Annotated in this window: 15 protein-coding genes; 11 read left to right on the top strand and 4 right to left on the bottom strand. The window is 68.2% G+C overall.

Features of this window, described 5'->3' with window-relative positions; translation table 11 throughout:
- Window positions 1–36 precede the first annotated feature (36 nt).
- Window positions 37–987, bottom strand: a complete 951-nt coding sequence (locus C8D78_RS06895) for an ABC transporter substrate-binding protein (RefSeq protein ID WP_120951401.1) — start codon at window positions 985–987, stop codon at window positions 37–39.
- A 257-nt stretch (window positions 988–1,244) separates the two neighbouring features.
- Window positions 1,245–2,675 carry an isochorismate synthase gene (locus tag C8D78_RS06890; RefSeq protein WP_120951400.1) on the bottom strand — a complete coding sequence of 477 codons (1,431 nt, stop codon included), beginning with the start codon at window positions 2,673–2,675 and terminating at the stop codon, window positions 1,245–1,247.
- A 153-nt stretch (window positions 2,676–2,828) separates the two neighbouring features.
- Between C8D78_RS06890 and C8D78_RS06885 the strand changes: the two genes are divergently transcribed.
- The 4 genes from C8D78_RS06885 (at window position 2,829) to C8D78_RS06870 (ending at window position 7,514) form a co-directional block, all read left to right on the top strand.
- Window positions 2,829–3,620, top strand: a complete 792-nt coding sequence (locus C8D78_RS06885) for a demethylmenaquinone methyltransferase (RefSeq protein ID WP_208641892.1) — start codon at window positions 2,829–2,831, stop codon at window positions 3,618–3,620.
- 12 nt (window positions 3,621–3,632) lie between these two features.
- Window positions 3,633–5,069, top strand: a complete 1,437-nt coding sequence (locus C8D78_RS06880; RefSeq protein WP_120951395.1) for a geranylgeranyl reductase family protein — start codon at window positions 3,633–3,635, stop codon at window positions 5,067–5,069.
- The gene (locus tag C8D78_RS06875) at window positions 5,066–6,166 is read left to right on the top strand and encodes a polyprenyl synthetase family protein (RefSeq protein WP_120951393.1); all 1,101 of its coding nucleotides are present in this window, start codon (window positions 5,066–5,068) and stop codon (window positions 6,164–6,166) included. The genes C8D78_RS06880 and C8D78_RS06875 overlap by 4 nt, the downstream gene beginning before the upstream one ends.
- Window positions 6,167–6,656: 490 nt before the next feature.
- A complete protein-coding gene (locus C8D78_RS06870; RefSeq protein ID WP_120951391.1) occupies window positions 6,657–7,514 on the top strand; it encodes an endonuclease domain-containing protein in 858 nt (285 codons plus the stop codon).
- 201 nt (window positions 7,515–7,715) lie between these two features.
- On the opposite strand, the gene C8D78_RS06865 is transcribed toward C8D78_RS06870, so the two are convergent.
- Both C8D78_RS06865 and C8D78_RS06860 read right to left on the bottom strand, forming a co-directional pair.
- Window positions 7,716–8,144, bottom strand: coding sequence for a hypothetical protein (locus tag C8D78_RS06865; RefSeq protein WP_120951389.1), 429 nt, complete (start codon window positions 8,142–8,144; stop codon window positions 7,716–7,718).
- 20 nt (window positions 8,145–8,164) lie between these two features.
- Entirely contained in the window at window positions 8,165–8,830 is a 666-nt protein-coding gene (locus C8D78_RS06860; RefSeq protein ID WP_120951387.1) for a trimeric intracellular cation channel family protein, read from the bottom strand.
- A 60-nt stretch (window positions 8,831–8,890) separates the two neighbouring features.
- Here C8D78_RS06860 and C8D78_RS06855 point away from each other — a divergent pair, with 60 nt between their 5' ends.
- From C8D78_RS06855 to C8D78_RS06825, 7 genes are all read left to right on the top strand, one after another.
- Window positions 8,891–9,733, top strand: a complete 843-nt coding sequence (locus C8D78_RS06855; RefSeq protein ID WP_120951385.1) for a sirohydrochlorin chelatase — start codon at window positions 8,891–8,893, stop codon at window positions 9,731–9,733.
- Window positions 9,734–9,787: 54 nt separating this feature from the next.
- Entirely contained in the window at window positions 9,788–11,533 is a 1,746-nt protein-coding gene (locus C8D78_RS06850) for a nitrite/sulfite reductase (RefSeq protein WP_120951383.1), read from the top strand.
- Complete coding sequence (locus C8D78_RS06845) at window positions 11,530–12,240, top strand: phosphoadenylyl-sulfate reductase (protein ID WP_120951381.1); 711 nt, start codon at window positions 11,530–11,532, stop codon at window positions 12,238–12,240. The genes C8D78_RS06850 and C8D78_RS06845 overlap by 4 nt, the downstream gene beginning before the upstream one ends.
- Window positions 12,237–13,340, top strand: a complete 1,104-nt coding sequence (cysD, locus tag C8D78_RS06840; RefSeq protein WP_244208284.1) for a sulfate adenylyltransferase subunit CysD — start codon at window positions 12,237–12,239, stop codon at window positions 13,338–13,340. Before C8D78_RS06845 ends, cysD begins: the two co-directional genes overlap by 4 nt.
- Window positions 13,340–14,764 (top strand): sulfate adenylyltransferase subunit 1, encoded by a 1,425-nt coding sequence (locus C8D78_RS06835; RefSeq protein ID WP_120951379.1) that lies wholly within the window; start codon window positions 13,340–13,342, stop codon window positions 14,762–14,764. The genes cysD and C8D78_RS06835 overlap by 1 nt, the downstream gene beginning before the upstream one ends.
- A 160-nt stretch (window positions 14,765–14,924) precedes the next feature.
- The gene (locus C8D78_RS06830; RefSeq protein WP_120951377.1) at window positions 14,925–16,091 is read left to right on the top strand and encodes an RtcB family protein; all 1,167 of its coding nucleotides are present in this window, start codon (window positions 14,925–14,927) and stop codon (window positions 16,089–16,091) included.
- A gap of 240 nt (window positions 16,092–16,331) precedes the next feature.
- On the top strand, window positions 16,332–17,555 hold the full coding sequence (locus C8D78_RS06825) for an ABC transporter substrate-binding protein (RefSeq protein ID WP_244208283.1): 1,224 nt from the start codon (window positions 16,332–16,334) through the stop codon (window positions 17,553–17,555).
- The last annotated feature ends 26 nt before the right edge of the window (window positions 17,556–17,581 follow it).

Below are 17,581 nucleotides of genomic sequence, written 5' to 3'. Positions count from 1 at the left end.
TTGCCCCTGATGTGCGCTCGGTTGAAGGGATACTCATTAGCCGACCGCCGGGTTGACCTCGGACTTGGTGATGGCGCCGTCAGCGGCTCCCCAGCCCTCCAGGATCTTCTTGTACGAGCCGTCTTCCATCAGTTTGGTGACGGTCTTCTGGACGACGTCGGCCAGGGCCTTGTCGGACTTGGCGACGGCGATGCCCTGCGGCGCGGCGTCGTAGACCTCGCCGAGCTTCTCGAGCTGGCCATTGGTCTGCGTCAGCGCGTAACCGATGATGGGGGAGTCGGCCGCCATCGCATCGATGCTGCCGTTGACCAGGCGGGTGGTGATATCGGTCTGGGTCTTGAGCGTCACGATGTTGATGGGCTGCTTGCCCGCGGAGACGCACTTTTTGTTGCGGCCCGAGAGGTCCGGGTCTTCCTGGATGGTGCCGGTCTGCACGCCGACGGACTTGCCGCAGAGGTCATCCAGGGAGACCTTTTTCGGGTTGCCCTTCTGTACTGCCCAGGCGGTGCCGGCGTTGAAGTAGCTCACCATGTTCACCGCGGCCAGCCGCTCCGGGTTGATGGTGAAGGAGGAGATGCCGAGGTCGTACTTCGGGCCAAGGGCCGGAAGGATGCCGGTGAACTCGGCCGTCTGGACCTGGACCTTGAGGCCCAGCGCGGCGCCGATCGCCTTGGCGATGTCGACGTCGTAGCCCACGGGGGTCTGGCCATCGGTGCCGAGGAATTCCGCGGGTGCGTACGAGGTGTCCGAGCCCACGGTCAGGGTGCCCTTGGACTTGATCGCCGCGGGCAGCATGGCCGCCAGGGCGTCGTCCTTCTGGACCGTGCTGGGGTCGAAGCTGGCCTTGGCGCTGCCAGAAGCGGAGGCCGCGCCCGAGCCGCCGGTCTCGGAGGCGTTCGTGCAGGCCGACAAGGCCAATGCGCTCACGGCGAGGACCGTGGCGGCCTTCAACGCGGGGTTGCTCAGGAGCGAACGGGAGATCTGCATTTGATTACCTTTTGTTGCCGAAGGGATGCGTAACGAGGCCGGTTTATAGTCTAGCGCCGAACAAGAGATGTACGTCACAGAAAACTAAGTTTCACTATTGGATAACTAAACCAGACCCAAATGCAATATCCCCAACGGGCCGTCTGTCTGTAATCCCGGAACCTGTTGCTCGCGAGCCCCCGCCGGCCCGGCCGCGCCGGCCCCCGCGAGCCCCGCCGGCCCCGAACCGGAACCGCGCGGTGCCTCGGCCTCTCCGGCTAGCTGCTGATGCCGAGCGACTCCAGCATCGGGCGGAACTTCGCCCAGGTCTCTGCGAGTTCTGTCTCGGGCACCGAGCCGTCCACCACGCCGCAGCCCGCGTACAGCCGGACGGTCTGCGGGGATTCGATCACCGCACCCCGCAGGGCAATGCCCCACTCGCCGTTGCCGGCCGCGTCGAGCCAGCCGACCGGGCCGGCATAGGGGCCGCGGTCCAGATGCTCAAGCTTGCGGATCAGTGCCCCCGCCACGTTGGTGGGTGTGCCGCACACGGCGGCGGTCGGATGCAGCGCGTTGATCAGGGCCAGGCACGTCGGGACATGGCCTTCCACCTCGGCCAGCTCGGCCTTGACGTCAGAGGCCAGGTGCCAGACATTGGGCAGCTCAAGGATGAACGGCTCGTTGTGCGCGTTCATGGCCTCGGAGAACGGCGCCAGCTGGGTGGTCAGGGACTGGATCGCGATGTCGTGTTCGTGCCGCTGCTTCTCGGAACCGGCCAGCACGCGCTCGGCGAATTCCAGCGGCGAGCCTGCCATGCCGTCGGCGTCGCGGCGGTCCAGGGTGCCGGCCAGGACACGGGCCTGCGCGGTGCGCCCCTCCACCTGGATCAGCATCTCCGGGGTGGCGCCTACCAGCCCGTCCACCCCGTACGTCCAGCATTCGCGGTACCGGGCGGAGAGCTCGCGCAGCACCTGGGCGGCGTTGACGCCGGTGGGGACGGTGGCGACGACGTCGCGGGCCAGTACCAGCTTCTCCAGGGCGCCGGTCCGGATCTCCCGTACCCCGGCGGCGACGGCGGCCATCCAGTCCTCCTCGCTGAGCGAGCCGGTGTGCAGCGTTGCCCCGGCAGCCAACGGCAAGGGGCGCACGACGGCGCCGCCGGCCTGCGCGGCGCCAGGCAAGGGCGCGGCCGTTACCGCGCCTGCATCCGGTGCCGGGCCGTCCGCCGGGGAACCGGTGGTGCCGGGGACGTCGGCACCGGGGCTGGAGCCGGTGCTGCCGGTTCCGAGCCAGCGGGCCAGGGCGGCGCGGGCGCCCGCTTCGGTGAGTTCGCCGTCGTCGAGCGTGAGCTGGGTCAGCCAGGCCTGGCCGTCGCGGAGTCCAACGACGATTTCGGGGACCAGGAGGCGGGACTCGTGGGCGGAGACTTTGGAGAAGGCGAAGGAGCCGAACGCGACCGGGCCCGTGCCGGGGCAGTCCACGGCGTCCTCGATGTCCGCCTCCAGGACCAGGTGGCGCCACCAGATGTCCGCCTCCAGGAAGCGTTCGGGGCCGGTGGCGGTGAATCGGGCGATCTCGCCGAAGCCCACGAGCCCTGCCTCGCGGCGGGTCCAGCAGAGGACATCGTCCCGGACCAGAAACGACGGCAGGCCCCCGGGGAATGTTTCGGCATCGAGGGGAACTGTCAAGGTGCGGAACGTGCTCGTCATGATGGCATAACACTAGCCCGTGATCGCCCGGGGAGTGGATAAACCGGTGCAGGCCGGGGCGGCACTCCGCCGGCGCGGCCGTTGCCGCAGGTGAAAGCGGCCTTGATTGGCGGCCCGTTCGTGGGGGAGCCGATCATTTGAGACAATGTGATGGTGAACCGAGCATCCTTGGATAAGCGTCCGGACGAAGTAGCCACGATGTTTGACGACGTCGCCCCCAAATACGACGTCGTCAACGATGTTCTGTCGATGGGGCAGACCCGTCGTTGGCGCAAGGTAGTGGTGGAGGCCGTGGGCGTATCGCGCGGCCAGAGCGTGCTGGACCTCGCCGCCGGCACCGGCACTTCCAGCGAGCCGTATGCCGACTCCGGCATCAACGTCATCGCCTGCGACTTCTCCCTCGGCATGCTCAAGGTCGGCAAGCGCCGCCGCCCGGACATCGACTTCATCGCCGGGGACGCCACCCGCCTGCCGTTCGCCGACAACACCTTTGACGCCAGCACCATCTCCTTCGGCCTGCGCAACGTCAACGAGCCCAAGAAGGCCCTGGCCGAAATGTTGCGGGTCACCAAGCCCGGCGGCCGGCTGGTCATCGCCGAGTTCTCCCAGCCCGTGGTGCCGCTCTGGCGCACCATGTACACCGAATACCTCATGCGCGCCCTGCCGGCCATGGCCGTCAAGGTCTCGTCAAACCCGGACGCCTACGTCTACCTCGCCGAGTCGATCCGTGCCTGGCCGGACCAGGACCACCTGGCGGCGTGGCTGCAGGAGGCAGGCTGGGAATCCGTCACCTACCGCAACCTCAGCGGCGGCATCGTCGCCGTGCACCGCGCCCAGAAGCCGGCCGGCACCGCGACTGATCCCGCGGCAGGCGCGGCTGCACTGGCGAACCACACCGGCCCCGTGGCCAAGCTGCGCCGCAACATCGCCCGGCCCGGACGTTAGCCGATCCGCATCGTGAATGTACTGATCGTTGGAGCGGGCCCGGCCGGATCCACCGCCGCCTACTACCTCGCCAAAGCCGGCATTGACGTCACGGTCCTGGAGAAAACCAGTTTCCCGCGCGAGAAGGTCTGTGGCGACGGACTCACCCCGCGCGCGGTCCGGGAAATCCAGAAGCTGGGTCTCCCGCATCCCGAAACGGAGGGCTGGCGCCGGAACAAGGGCCTGCGCCTGATCGCCGGGGGCCGCACAATCGAACTGCCCTGGCCCGAGGTCGCCGACTTCCCGCAGTACGGACTGATCCGGACCCGCCTCGGCTTCGACGAGGAACTGGCCCGCCACGCCCAGTCCGCGGGTGCCGTCGTGCTGGAGCGCCACAGCGTCACCGAAGCCCTGCGTGCCGAGGACGGCCGCGTCACGGGCGTCCGCGCCGCGCTGCTGGACGACGCCGGGCGGAAGACGGGTGAGACGCGCGACTTCACCGCCGACGTCGTGCTCGCCGCGGACGGCAATTCGACGCGCACCGCCGTCTCGCTGGGCATCGGCAAGCGCGACGACCGGCCGCTCGGCGTGGCCGTGCGGACGTACTTCACCTCGCCCCGGCACGAGGACGACTGGATGGAAGGCTGGCTGGAACTTCCCGGCCGCGACGGCAAGCTGTTGCCCGGCTACGGCTGGGTGTTCGGCGTCGGTGACGGCACCTCCAACGTGGGCCTGGGCATCCTGAACTCCTCAAAGGACTTCGGCAAGCTGGATTACAAGCAGGTGCTGCGCGAATGGACCGCCGGCATGCCCGCCGACTGGGGCTTCACGCCGGAGAACCAAGTGGGGGAGATCCGCGGCGCCGCGCTGCCCATGGGCTTCAACCGCACCCCGCATTACTCGCCGGGCCTGCTGCTGCTTGGCGACGCAGGCGGCATGGTGTCCCCGTTCAACGGCGAGGGTATCTCCTACGCCATGGAGTCCGCCCGCTACGCGGCCGAATTCATTGCCGACGCCGCCGCCCGGTCCGCGTCGGCGGGCTGGGGCCCGGCCGACGCCGACGCGCACCTGGCCCGGTACGCCGGTTACGTGCAGGATCAGTGGGGTTCCCACTTCACGCTGGGCCGGGCGTTTGCCGCCCTGATCGGGAAGCCGGCCGTGATGAAACTGGCGCTCCGGACGGGCATGCCCATCCCCGTGCTCATGCGGTTCGTGGTCCGGATGCTGGCCAACCTCACCGATCCTGCGGCCAAGGGCTTCGAGGACCGGGTCATCCGCGTCCTCGAGTCCCTGGTACCTGCCACCTCCAACCAGGCCGCGCCCACCAAAGCTGCCGCCACCAAAGCTGCCTCCACCAGGGCCGCGCCGGCCAATGGCAGGCCCACCCATGCCACGTCCACCACGGACAGCGTTCCGCACTCCGGCGCCAACTCCGCGGATTCCGCAACAAAAGTTAGGGTTAACCCGTGACCAACTCTGCAGACCAAAGCTGGACGCACGCCGGACACGGCCTGCCGAGCTCTGAGCCCAGCCTCAACACCACGGCGATCGCCACCGGCCTCCAACTCCCGGCAGGCTTCGCGGCGATTGCGGGCGACCCCGATCTGGGCCCGGCGATCACCACCAACCTGGCGCGCGTCGAGAAGAAGCTGCGCGAGGCCATTGCCAACTCGGATCCGCTGGCTGATGCGACGTCGCGTCACCTTGTGGAAGCCGGAGGCAAGCGCATCCGGCCGCTCCTGACGCTGCTGTGCGCCCACCTCGGCGACGCCTCGCTGCCTGCCGTGGTGCAGGCCGCCGTCGTCGTTGAGTTGACGCACCTTGCCACCCTGTACCACGACGACGTCATGGACTCCGCGCCGTTCCGCCGCGGCGCGCCCACGGCCCATGAGGTCTGGGGCAACTCGGTCGCGGTGCTGACCGGCGACCTCATCTTTGCCCGCGCCTCCATCCTCGTCTCCGAACTCGGGTCCCGCGCGCTGGGCATCCAGGCCCGGACCTTTGAGCGGCTCTGCCTGGGCCAGCTGCACGAGACCGTGGGCCCCCGGCCGGACGAGGACCCCTTGGCGCACTACTTGTCCGTCATCGCGGACAAGACGGGCTCGCTGGTGGCGGCCTCAGGCCAGCTCGGCGCGATCTTCTCCGGCGCCGACGAGGCCTACGAGTCCCTCCTGGTCGAGTACGGCGAGAAGGTGGGCGTAGCCTTCCAGCTCGCCGACGACGTCATCGACGTCACCGGAATCAAGGTCAAGTCCGGCAAGTCGCCGGGAACCGACCTGCGCGAAGGCGTCCCCACCCTGCCCGTGCTCCTGCTGCGCAACGCCGCCCGCGACGGCGACCAGTCCGCCGTCGACCTGCTGACGCTGATCGACGGCGATCTCAGCTCGGACGAGGCCCTGACCGCGGCCGTGGCCGGACTCCGGGAACACCCCGTCACGGCGGAGTCCTGGGTGGTGGCGCGCGAGTGGGCCGATGAGGCCATTGCCGCGCTTGCCCCGCTGCCCGAGGGCGTCGTGAAAGCCTCGCTGACCAGCTTTGCGCACGCCGTAGTGGACCGCAGCAGCTAGGGCAGATTTCCGCCGCCGGTGCCGCCGGTTGGCCCGCGCCGCCGGCTCTGCCGCCGGTTGGCCCGTGCCGCCGGTTCTGCTGGCACTGCCGGCTGGGCGCTTCCGGCTTGCCGCTTCTTAAACGGAATGGCCCCGGTTCCTCACAACGTTCGAGTCTTCCGTTGTGCCGAACCGGGGCCATTTCTCCGTTCGCATCAGATCCACCGGAGGCATTTGGTGAACCCAGAAATGACTCTATGACAGTTGTGTCATAGAGTCTAGTCTTTTCTGTAAATTTGTTGTCATAAGATTTCGATCTGTTGCCGAACGTTGTCGCGCTGGAATTTCCCACCTTTGCTCGGGCATCGGCGGGACGCGCGGCCCGGTGGGGCGACACGCCGTCGGGCGTCCTCAAAACCGGAGAAAACCAGCAGCGCCAGGTGGTGCGGACTTATCCACATAGCCGAGGTTGTGGCTGCCCGGTGTGTCATTCCACGAGTGTGCTTGCGGCATGGACCTTGCGAGTTACCTGGAATACGTCGGCTCGGTTGCCCGCACGGCCACGTTGCTGCGGGCCGGTTTTACGTCGACCGGAATCCGCGCCGCGGTGGCTGCCGGGGAATTTCGTCGTCTTCGCCATGGAGTAGTAGCGCTGCCCGGGGCGCGGGCGGACTTCGTGGCCGCCGTGCTCGCGAACGGCACGCTCACCTGCGTCTCCGCCGCGCCGTTCCAAGGCATATGGCGCCTCCATGAGCCCGAACGGCTGCACCTGCTGTGCGCACACGGACCAGCCCCGGGATTAGAACCCGGATCAGCGCCCGGATCCGCACCCGGCGCTGTCATCCACCGCGTAAGCCTCGTTCCGCGGGAATGTCCGCAGCCCGTGGCCAGTCTGACGGACACCTTGCTCCATGCGCTGCGCTGCCGGCCCCCGGTGGATGCCGCCGTCATGGTGGAAAGCGCTCTGCTGCAGGGCCGCACCACCCTTGATTACCTCAGGGTGCGCCTGCCGGGAAACCGGAACGGGGCCGCCCGCGCAGTCCTGGAACTGGTCGACGGCACCGCTGATTCGGCAATCGAGGTCGTAGCCAGGCTGCTCTTCAGGAGCCAGGGAATCTACACCCAGACTCAGGTGAACCTTGCGGGGATCGGCTTTGTGGACTTCCTGCTTGAAGGATTCCTGATCGTGGAGATCGACGGGAGCACCCATCTTGAGCGCCCGCAGGTCAAGAAGGACCGGGCGCGGAACAACGCCAGCACGCTGGCCGGTTACGCCGTCCTCCGGTACGGGTATCACGACGTCGTCTACAACCCGCAGAAGGTGGTGGATGAGGTGTGGCAGGTGCTGCGCGGCCGCGTTATCCGCTGAATTTCCCCAGGTATGAACTTCCGACGCCGCAGAAGACCGGCGGTTCGGCCGGACACTCCGGTGAGGGACGCCAAAGCTGGGGAGAATCGGCGGCACCGCCGGGGCCGGGGGAGGCGTAAAGGGTTATGGCAGGGCGGCAATGCCACCTAGGGAGTCAGGACGGCTGCGGCAGGAGTAGCGGCCGGCAGGAGGAAGCGGAGCCTAGTCCTCGTCCTCGTCGTTGAAGGCCCACTCGAACATGTCGAAGACGAACTCCGAGAAGGTCCCTTCCTCGCTCTTCCACTGGCCGCGGGCGTTATTGCGGCGGTACACGATCGGGTCCGGGACGCTGAGGTCCCCCACGCGGAAGCCCCAGGTGAACTGTTCTTCCTCGTCCTCGAGGAACATCAGGAAGCCCTCGTCATCGACTTCGAGCTCTTCGGGGTCCCAGAAGTAGTGGTAGGCCTCCATGAGGTCCTCGCAGCCGCCGAGGGCCAGGTAGAACTCGCGCAGCACCAGCGGGATCTCGAACTGGTGTTCGGCGAGGGCCGCGTCGAGCTCGTCGGCCGGGAGGCCATCTTCTTCCTGCCATTCGTCTTCGAGATACTTCGGAACAAGCGCGCGGAATTTCTCGAGGAACATGTCAGTCATGCTCTTATCCTAGCTAATCCTCAGCTGTCACTTTCCGCCGAGTCTAGGCCCAGCCGGTGCCAGCCGCGGACCGCCAGGGGAACGTACCAGTGGCGCCGCCAGGCCGTGACCCGGAAGGCAAAGACGAGGGCGGCGACGGCCGAGGCAGTCACCGCTGTGAAGGTCCCCGTGAGGGACAGGATCACGGTCGATGCCGCCCCGGCGAACGCGGGGAGCGCATACAGATCCCCGGGGTCAAAAAGCCGCGGCACCTCGTTGGCGGTGATGTCGCGCAGCAGCCCCCCGCCCACCGCCGTCGTGACGCCCAGCAGGACGGCTGCCACGGGATTCATGCCGGCGGCCAGGGCCTTGAGCGTGCCCGTGATGCAGAACAGGGCCAGTCCGCCGGCATCGAAGAGGACCAGCAGCGAGGTGTAGCGCTGAACACTGGAGAACAGGAAATACACCAGCACCGTGGCGAGCAGGGGCGGCGCCAGATATGCCGGGTTGGTGAAGGCCGCGGGCGGACCCGCGTTGATGATGATGTCGCGGATGACGCCCCCGCCCAGGCTCACCACTGAGGCCAGGAGCAGCGAGCCGATGATGTCGAACTGTTTGCGGGCCGCGAGCAGCGAGCCGGAGACCGCAAAGAAGAAGACGCCGGCGAGGTCGAGCCAGACCAGGACAATGCTGAAGGAGAAGGTCACGAAGCATCCCGGTCGATATCAAGGGGCGGATAGGGCGGCTCCAAGGTTACGCTAACGGCTATGAATAGCCCCATCCTGATCGCCTGCGCCCACGGCACGTCCAGCCCGCTCGGAGCCGCGGAGGTCAACGCCCTCCGGGACGGCATCGCCGCGCTGCGTCCCGGACTCGACGTCCGCGAGGCCTACGTCGACGTGCAGGAACCGGACTTGCCGGCCGTCGTGGCGGGGCTCCCGGCGGGGGAAACCGCCGTCGTGGTTCCGTTGCTGCTCAGCGTCGGCTATCACGTCAAGGTGGACATCGCACGGGCCGTGAAAAGCCGGCCGGGCACTGTGGCGGCCGCGCCGCTGGGGCCGGACCCGCGCCTCGCCGCGCTGCTGGACCAGCGTTTGCGCGAGGCCGGCGTAACGGACAACGACGCCGTAATCCTCGCTGCTGCCGGGTCCTCCGACCCCACCGCCGCGAAGAATGTCGAGGAACTCACCGGCCAGCTCCGGGCGCTGCGGTCGAACCGGATCGTGGCCGCCTACGGCGCGTCGGCCAAGCCCTCGGTTCCCGACGCCGTCGCCATGCTCCGCGAGGAGGCCGCGGGCGGTGCCGGCGCGGGGGAATCGGCCGGGGCTGTGGATCTCGGCGGAAGGGTGGTCATCGCCTCGTACCTCCTGGCGCCGGGCTTCTTCCACGACCAGCTGGCCAAGGCCGGCGCGGACCTGGTCACGGCGCCGCTCCTGCCCTCGCCCGTCCTCGCCGACATCGCGCTCGAACGCTACGACGCCGCGCTGGAACGCTACGACGCCGCGCTCGCCGCGCCCCTCCAGACCCGGCCTGAGGCGCCGGCCGAAGCACAGGCAAAGGGCGTGTTCAAGGCTTTCCGGCGGTTCGTGACGAAATATTTCCCTAGGTGACTCCCCGTTTCTGACCCTTTGTGACGGCATTAGAGCCGCCCCTACAGTCGATGCATGACTGATACAGCTCTAGCCGGAGCGTCTACGGACGAGGCTGCCGCCGGCCGCCCCAAGCGCCCCTCCCGTCCCGCCGCGAAGCCGCACGGGCAGTGGAAGGTGGACGGCACCGCGCCACTGAACGCCAACGAAACGTGGAAGCAGGAAGACAACGGCCTCAACGTCCGTGAGCGTATCGAGTCCGTCTACGCCAAGCACGGTTTTGATTCCATCGACGGCACGGATCTGCACGGCCGTTTCCGCTGGTGGGGGCTCTACACCCAGCGCAAACCCGGGATCGACGGCGGCAAGACGGCCACGCTGGAGCCGCACGAACTCGAAGACAAGTACTTCATGCTCCGGGTCAGGATCGACGGCGGCGCACTCACCACCGAGCAGCTGCGCGTCATCGGCCAGATCTCCGTGGACTTCGCGCGCGACTCGGCCGATCTCACGGACCGCCAGAACATCCAGCTGCACTGGATCCGGGTAGAGGACATTCCCGAGATCTGGCGACGGCTTGAGGGCGTGGGGCTGTCCACCACGGAAGCCTGCGGTGACGTCCCCCGCGTGATCCTCGGCTCCCCGGTTGCGGGCATCGCCAAGGACGAGATCATCGATCCCACGCCTTTGATCCAGGAACTCGCCGAACGCTTCATCGGGGACCCGGAACTGGCCAACCTGCCGCGCAAATTCAAGACCGCCATCACCGGCCACCCCAGCCAGGACGTGGTGCACGAGATCAACGACGTCGCCCTGGTGGGCCTGGTCCACCCCGAACTCGGCATCGGCTACGACCTCTGGGTGGGCGGCGCACTCTCCACGAACCCCATGCTGGGCAAGCGCCTCGGCGCCTTTGTCCGGCCGGACCAGGCCGCCGACGTGTGGCTCGGCGTGACCAGCATCTTCCGCGACTACGGCTACCGGCGCATGCGCACGAAGGCCCGCCTGAAGTTCCTGCTGGCCGACTGGGGGCCGGAGAAGTTCCGGCAGATCCTCGAGGACGAATACCTCGGCTATAAACTCAGCGACGGTCCCGCCGCGCCCAAACCGTCCACGCCCGGCGACCACATCGGCGTGCACGAACAGAAGGACGGCAAGTTCTTCATCGGCGCCACCCCGCTTGCCGGACGCCTCTCCGGCGGCCAGCTCGTCAAGCTCGCGGACACCCTGGAAGCCCGCGGCTCCCAGCGCCTGCGCACCACCCCGCACCAGAAGCTCGTGGTCTTGGACGTCCCCAAGGACCAAGTGGAGCCCCTTGTGGCCGAGCTCGACGCCCTGGGCCTGTCCGCGCGGCCGTCCGTGTTCCGCCGCGGCACCATCGCCTGCACGGGCATCGAGTTCTGCAAGCTGGCCATCGTGGAAACGAAGGTGACGGCGGCGACTGCGGTTGCCGAGCTGGAGCGCCGCCTGGCCGACCTCGTCGAGAGCAAGCAGCTGCCCCAGGCGCTGTCCCTGCACATCAACGGCTGCCCCAACTCGTGCGCCCGGATCCAGACGGCGGACATCGGACTCAAGGGCATGATGCTGCCCACGCCCGACGGCGATCCCACCCCCGGGTTCCAGGTCCACCTCGGCGGCGGGCTGGCGTCCGACAGCCGCGAGGAGGCGGGCCTCGGCCGCACCGTCCGCGGCCTCAAGGTCTACGTCGAGGACCTCCCCGACTACGTGGAGCGTGTGGTCCGGAAGTTCGTCGCCGACCACGCCGAGGGCCAGACCTTCGCCGAGTGGGCTCACGCTGCTGAAGAAGGAGACCTGCAATGACGGCTGCGCTCCGCACGCATGACGAGCTGAAGGCCCTCGCCGAGGCCGGCGCCGCCGAGCTCGGCTGGGACGCCCCGGCCCGCGATGTCATCGCCTGGGTGACCCGGAATTTCGAGCTGCCCGCGGTCGCCGTCGCCTGCTCCATGGCCGACGCCGTCCTGCCGGCGCTCGTCGCGGACCAGCTCCCCGGCGTCGACGTCCTGTTCCTCGAAACCGGCTACCACTTCCCGGAGACGTACGCGACGCGCGACGAGGTTGCGGCCAACCTGCACGTCAACGTCGTGGACGTCCTGCCGGAGAACACCGTGGAGCAGCAGGACCGGCTCCTGGGCAAGGACCTCTTCGCCCGCGACCCCGCCCAGTGTTGCGCCCTGCGCAAGGTGGCGCCCCTGCGCCGCACCCTCGCCGGCTACGAGCTCTGGTTCACCGGAGTCCGCCGCGACGAGGCCCCCACCCGCACCAACACCCCGCTGGTCACCTGGGACGAGGCCAACGGCCTGGTCAAGGTCAACCCGGTGGCGGCATGGAGCTTCGACCAGCTGGTGCAGTACTCCGACGACAACCTCCTTCCCGTCAACCCGCTGCTTTCACAGGGCTACCCGTCCATTGGCTGCCAGCCCTGCACCCGCAAGGTGGCGCCGGGCGATGACCCCCGCGCGGGCCGCTGGGCAGGAACCGACAAGACAGAATGCGGACTACACGTATGAGCAACTTCCCTTCCGTGGCCGTCGACCCCGATGCCGCCCCCATCACCAACGAGGACCTGGAGCAGTCTGTGCAGGACAACGACGCTGCTGAGACGCCGATTGCCGCCCCGGGAGTGGCATCGGGCCTGTCGGAGCCGCGCGCTGGGCTGATCGAAGATCAGCCGCGCGGCGCAGGGGCGGGGGCGGCAATCGGCGTCGCAGCCCCGGGCCGCCTTTCCAGCCTCGACACGCTCGAGTCCGAGGCCATCCACATCATCCGCGAGGTGGTTGCCGAGTTCGAGAAGCCGGCGCTGCTGTTTTCCGGCGGCAAGGACTCCGTGGTGATGCTGCACCTGGCCACCAAGGCTTTCTGGCCCGGCAAGGTGCCCTTCCCGGTGCTGCACGTGGACACCGGGCACAACTTCCCCGAGGTCATCGAGTTTCGCGACCGGACCGTGGAGCGGCTGGGCCTCAAGCTCGTCGTCGGGTCCGTCCAGGACTTCATCGATTCCGGCGAGCTGGCCGAGCGTGCCGACGGCACCCGCAATCCGCTGCAGACCGTCCCGCTGCTGGATGCGATCCAGCGCAACAAGTTCGACGCCGTCTTTGGCGGCGGCCGCCGGGACGAGGACAAGGCCCGGGCCAAGGAGCGCATCCTGAGCCTGCGCGACGAATTCGGCCAGTGGGATCCGCGCAACCAGCGCCCCGAGCTGTGGAACCTGTACAACGGCCGGCACACCGTGGGCCAGCACGTCCGGGCGTTCCCGATCAGCAACTGGACCGAACTGGATGTGTGGCGCTACATCGAACGCGAAGGCATCGAGCTGCCGGGCCTGTACTACGCCCACGAGCGCGAGGTCTTCGCCCGCGACGGCATGTGGCGCGCCGTCGGCGAGGTCTCCCGGCCGCGCGAGAACGAACCGGTCATCAGCAAGACGGTCCGGTACCGGACCGTCGGCGACATGTCCTGCACCGGCGCCGTCGAATCGGCCGCCGCCACCGTGCGTGACGTGGTCATTGAGGTTGCCGCCTCCACCATCACCGAACGTGGCGCCACGCGGGCCGATGACCGCATCTCCGAGGCCGCCATGGAAGACCGCAAGAAGGACGGCTATTTCTAATGAGCACGGACACTTTCCTCCCGGCCCCTGACCTCGTTGCCGCGGCGCTGCCCACGACGCTGTTCCGCTTCGCCACCGCGGGCTCCGTCGACGACGGCAAGTCCACCCTCGTGGGCCGGCTCCTGCACGACTCGAAGGCGATCCTCGCCGACCAGCTCGACGCCGTCGCCCGCACCTCCGCGGACCGCGGCTTCGGCGGGGCCGGGGCTACCGGCACGCAAGCGATCGACCTCGCCCTGCTGACCGACGGACTGCGTGCCGAACGCGAGCAGGGCATCACCATCGACGTCGCCTACCGCTACTTCGCCACTGACCGCCGCAGCTTCATTCTCGCGGACTGCCCCGGGCACGTGCAGTACACCAAGAACACGGTGACCGGCGCGTCCACTGCGGATGCCGTCGTCGTGCTCATCGACGCGCGCAAGGGAGTCCTGGAGCAGACCCGCCGGCACTTGTCCGTGCTGCAGCTGCTGCGCGTGGCGCACGTGATCGTCGCCGTGAACAAGATCGACCTCGTGGACTTCAGCGAGGACGTGTTCCGTGACATCGAGGCCGACGTCCAGAAGGTCGGGCGCGAGCTCGGGTTGGGATCCGACGGGGTTGCCGACCTCCTGGTCATCCCCGTTTCCGCGCTCGACGGCGACAACGTCGTGGACCGCTCGGACCGCACGCCCTGGTACGCCGGCCCGGCCCTGCTCGAAGTCCTCGAGTCGCTGCCGGCCGCCGACGAGCTCGAGAGCCACCTGGAAAGCTTCCGGTTCCCCGTCCAGCTGGTGGTCCGGCCGCAGGGCGCCCTGGCCCCGGACGCTCTCGCCGGCGGCCTCGACGTGGGGGCGTACCGCGACTACCGGGCCTACGCCGGCCAGATCACCGAGGGTTCGGTGAAGCTGGGGGACCAGGTCAGCGTCCTCACCCCGGGCCAGGCGCCGCGCACCACCACCGTCATCGGGATCGACTTCGCGGGCCGCGAGCTCGCCGAGGCTGCCGCCCCGCAGTCCGTGGCGCTGCGCCTGGCGGACGAGTTCGACGTCGCCCGCGGCGACACAATCGCGGCCGCCGGCACCGTCCGCGAGGCCTCCGCCGACCTCTACGCCGCCCTGTGCTGGCTCTCGCCGAAGCCGCTCCGCGAGGGCGCCAAGGTGCTGGTCAAACACGGCACCCGCACCGTCCAGGCCCTGGTCCGGAACGTGACGGGCAAGCTGGATCTCGCCAGCTTCCAGCTCGAACCGACCACCACCCTGGAGCTCAACGACATCGGGCATGCGCAACTCCGGCTCGCCGCCCCGCTCCCGCTGGAGAACTACCTGCACCACCGCCGCACGGGGGCGTTCCTGGTGATCGACCCGCTCGACGGCAACACCCTCGCCGCGGGCCTGGTCAACGACCACCCGGGCGACCACGAGGACGAGCGCTACTCGATCTAGGCTGCTCGAACTGGCTGCAGGCACCCGGCTGCTCGGGAGTCGCCGGAAACGCTCGGGGTCGCCGTAAAGTAACGGCGACCTCGAGCGTTTCCCGCGATCTCGCCGCTTTGACCCTTGCCACCCGGCCGGCGGACCATGATCATCGTCATGGAGGGGTGCCGTGGAAGTCATCAACAGTCGGCTCGTCAGCTGGGCGTCGATTCTGGATGACAAGACCCGCGAGCAGGCCCTTGCCACGGCTCAGCTGCCTATCATCTACCCGCATCTGGCACTGATGCCGGATGCCCACCTGGGCCTGGGCGCCACAGTGGGCTCCGTCATCCCCACTCTGGGTGCTGTAATCCCGGCCGCCGTGGGAGTCGACATCGGCTGCGGCATGATTGCCGTCCGTACGCAGTACGCCCTCAAAGACTTGCCCAAGGACCGGAAACGCCTGCGCGAGGGTATCGAGCACGCCATTCCCCTGTCCTCCGGGAAGTGCAACCGCAGGATCACCGCCACCGCCGAACCGCGGCTGGCTGAGCTGCGGCAAATGGCGGCGACGGCGGGCTTCGAGCCCGCTCAGTACGCCGCGAACTGGAAGCTGCAGCTGGGATCCCTGGGATCGGGCAACCACTTCATCGAGGTGTGCGCGGACGAGACCGACGCCGTCTGGCTGTTCCTGCACTCAGGCTCCCGCGGCGTGGGCAACAACATCGCGCAACGGCACATCGGGCAGGCCCGGAGCGGGGACCGGATGAGGACCGCCGACCTGCCAAATCCTGCCCTGGCCTACCTTGAGGAGGGCACTCCCGAATTCGAGCGCTACATCAGGGAACTTCATTGGGCCCAGCACTTCGCACTGCTGAATCGTGAGGAGATGATGGACCGGGTAGTCCGGCAGTTTGAATCATGGGCAGGAGGACGTGTCCGGGAGACCGAACGGATCAACTGCCACCACAACTTCACCGCGCAGGAGAAGCACTACGGCAAATCCGTCTGGGTCTCGCGCAAGGGGGCGATCCGGGCCGAAGCGGGGGACGCCGGGCTCATTCCCGGCTCCATGGGAACGGCGTCCTACGTCGTTGTCGGGCTGGGGAACCCGGTGTCCCTGAACTCATCGCCGCACGGCGCCGGGAGGGCATACTCGAGGACCGCCGCGAAGAGAATGTTTTCGCTGGCCGAGCTCAAGACCGCCATGCAGGGCATCGAATTCCGTCCCAGCGAAGCGTTCATAGACGAGATCCCGGCGGCGTACAAGCCCATCGACCAGGTGATGCGCGACTCCGCCGATCTCGTCAAGATACGGCACAAGCTGCGGCAGCTCGTCAACGTCAAAGGCAATTGATGAACTCAGGGGCCCGGATGGCGGTCCCGGCTGCCCGGGCCGAATGTGACGTTCCGTGAACCCCTGTGACCCCCGGTTTCCGGACCGTTGAACCTCGTTCATGACACTCCCTATGGTGAATCCATGACAACCACTGAACGCCTCTCCGTCCGCTTCCGGCGGACCTTCCTGGGGCGGCGATGTCGCCGGCGCTGACCACCCGCCCGGCCAATCCGTCTTTCCCAGAACAGGACTTCACGCATGTCATCCACACCTCGAAACACCAGTAGCCAGAACCCCGAAAACCCCGTGCCCGGCCAGCAGCCGGGCACTAAGCAGGGCACCACGCCCGGCACCACCAGGATCGTCGCTGGCGAGACCGGCAAACCCAGGCGCCGGCGCACCCTCGAGATCGCCCTGGCCGCGGGGCTTGTGCTCCTGATCGGCGCCGGCGCGGCCGTGGCCTCCACGCTGTCCCGAGGCCAGGAAACCGCCCCGGCGGCAGCCTCAGACAGCGGGCCGGCCAGCGAGCTCAGGCTCGGCTACTTCGGCAATATCACCCACGCACCGGCCCTGGTCGGCGTCAGCAAGGGGTTCCTCGCCAAGGACCTCGGCGCCACCAAGCTCAGCACGCAGGTCTTCAACGCCGGCCCTGCCGCGATCGAGGCCCTGAACGCCGGCGCCATTGACGCCACCTACATCGGCCCCAGCCCGGCCATCAACTCCTACGTCAAGAGCAACGGCCAGTCCATCAGCATCATCGCCGGCGCCGCGTCCGGCGGGGCCCAGCTGGTGGTCCGGCCCGGGATCAACTCGGCGGCCGACCTCAAAGGCAAGACTCTCGCGTCGCCCCAGCTTGGCGGCACCCAGGACGTGGCCCTGCGGGCATGGCTCGGCAAGCAGGGATTCAAGACCTCCACGGACGGCGGCGGCGACGTCGCGATCAACCCCACGGAGAACGCCCAGACCCTGAAACTGTTCCAGGACGGCAAGCTCGACGGCGCGTGGCTGCCGGAGCCCTGGGCCTCCCGCCTGGTCCTGCAGGCCGGCGCGAAGGTCCTGGTGGACGAGAAGGATCTCTGGGACAAAGGCGCGTTCGTCACCACGGTCCTGATTGTGAACAAGAAGTTCGCGGCCGAGCACCCCGCCACGGTGCAGGCGCTCCTGAAGGGCCACACCGAATCCGTGGACTGGCTCAACGCGGCCCCGGCGGCGGAGAAGGCCACCGTCCTCAATGACGCACTCAAGGCAGCGTCCGGCAAGGCTCTGCCGGCCGGCGTGATCGCCCGCTCCCTGAAGAACATCACCTTCACGGTGGACCCACTCGCCGGGACATACAAGAAGCTGCTCCAGGACGGGGTCGACGCCGGCACCACCAAGCAGGCCGATATCAACGGCATCTTCGACCTCACGGCCCTCAACAGGGTCCTGGGCGAGAGTTCGGCCGGCACGAAAATCTCCGCCCAAGGGCTCGGCAAGGACTAGCCCCCTCGCCTCCGGCTGTGAGCCAG

This window comes from Arthrobacter oryzae, from assembly GCF_003634095.1.
In the GTDB taxonomy this organism is placed as follows: domain Bacteria; phylum Actinomycetota; class Actinomycetes; order Actinomycetales; family Micrococcaceae; genus Arthrobacter; species Arthrobacter oryzae.
The sequence above is the reverse complement of the archived record's forward strand: the minus strand, read 5'-3'. Positions and strand labels throughout refer to the sequence as shown.

Coding starts and splice junctions, on each gene's coding strand:
- C8D78_RS06850 (WP_120951383.1), top strand. CDS start 9,788: ATGACTGATACAGCTCTAGCCGGAGCGTCTACGGACGAGGCTGCCGCC.
- C8D78_RS06895 (WP_120951401.1), bottom strand. CDS start 987: ATGCAGATCTCCCGTTCGCTCCTGAGCAACCCCGCGTTGAAGGCCGCC.
- C8D78_RS06835 (WP_120951379.1), top strand. CDS start 13,340: ATGAGCACGGACACTTTCCTCCCGGCCCCTGACCTCGTTGCCGCGGCG.
- C8D78_RS06865 (WP_120951389.1), bottom strand. CDS start 8,144: ATGACTGACATGTTCCTCGAGAAATTCCGCGCGCTTGTTCCGAAGTAT.
- C8D78_RS06870 (WP_120951391.1), top strand. CDS start 6,657: ATGGACCTTGCGAGTTACCTGGAATACGTCGGCTCGGTTGCCCGCACG.
- C8D78_RS06890 (WP_120951400.1), bottom strand. CDS start 2,675: ATGACGAGCACGTTCCGCACCTTGACAGTTCCCCTCGATGCCGAAACA.
- cysD (WP_244208284.1), top strand. CDS start 12,237: ATGAGCAACTTCCCTTCCGTGGCCGTCGACCCCGATGCCGCCCCCATC.
- C8D78_RS06855 (WP_120951385.1), top strand. CDS start 8,891: ATGAATAGCCCCATCCTGATCGCCTGCGCCCACGGCACGTCCAGCCCG.
- C8D78_RS06825 (WP_244208283.1), top strand. CDS start 16,332: ATGTCATCCACACCTCGAAACACCAGTAGCCAGAACCCCGAAAACCCC.
- C8D78_RS06845 (WP_120951381.1), top strand. CDS start 11,530: ATGACGGCTGCGCTCCGCACGCATGACGAGCTGAAGGCCCTCGCCGAG.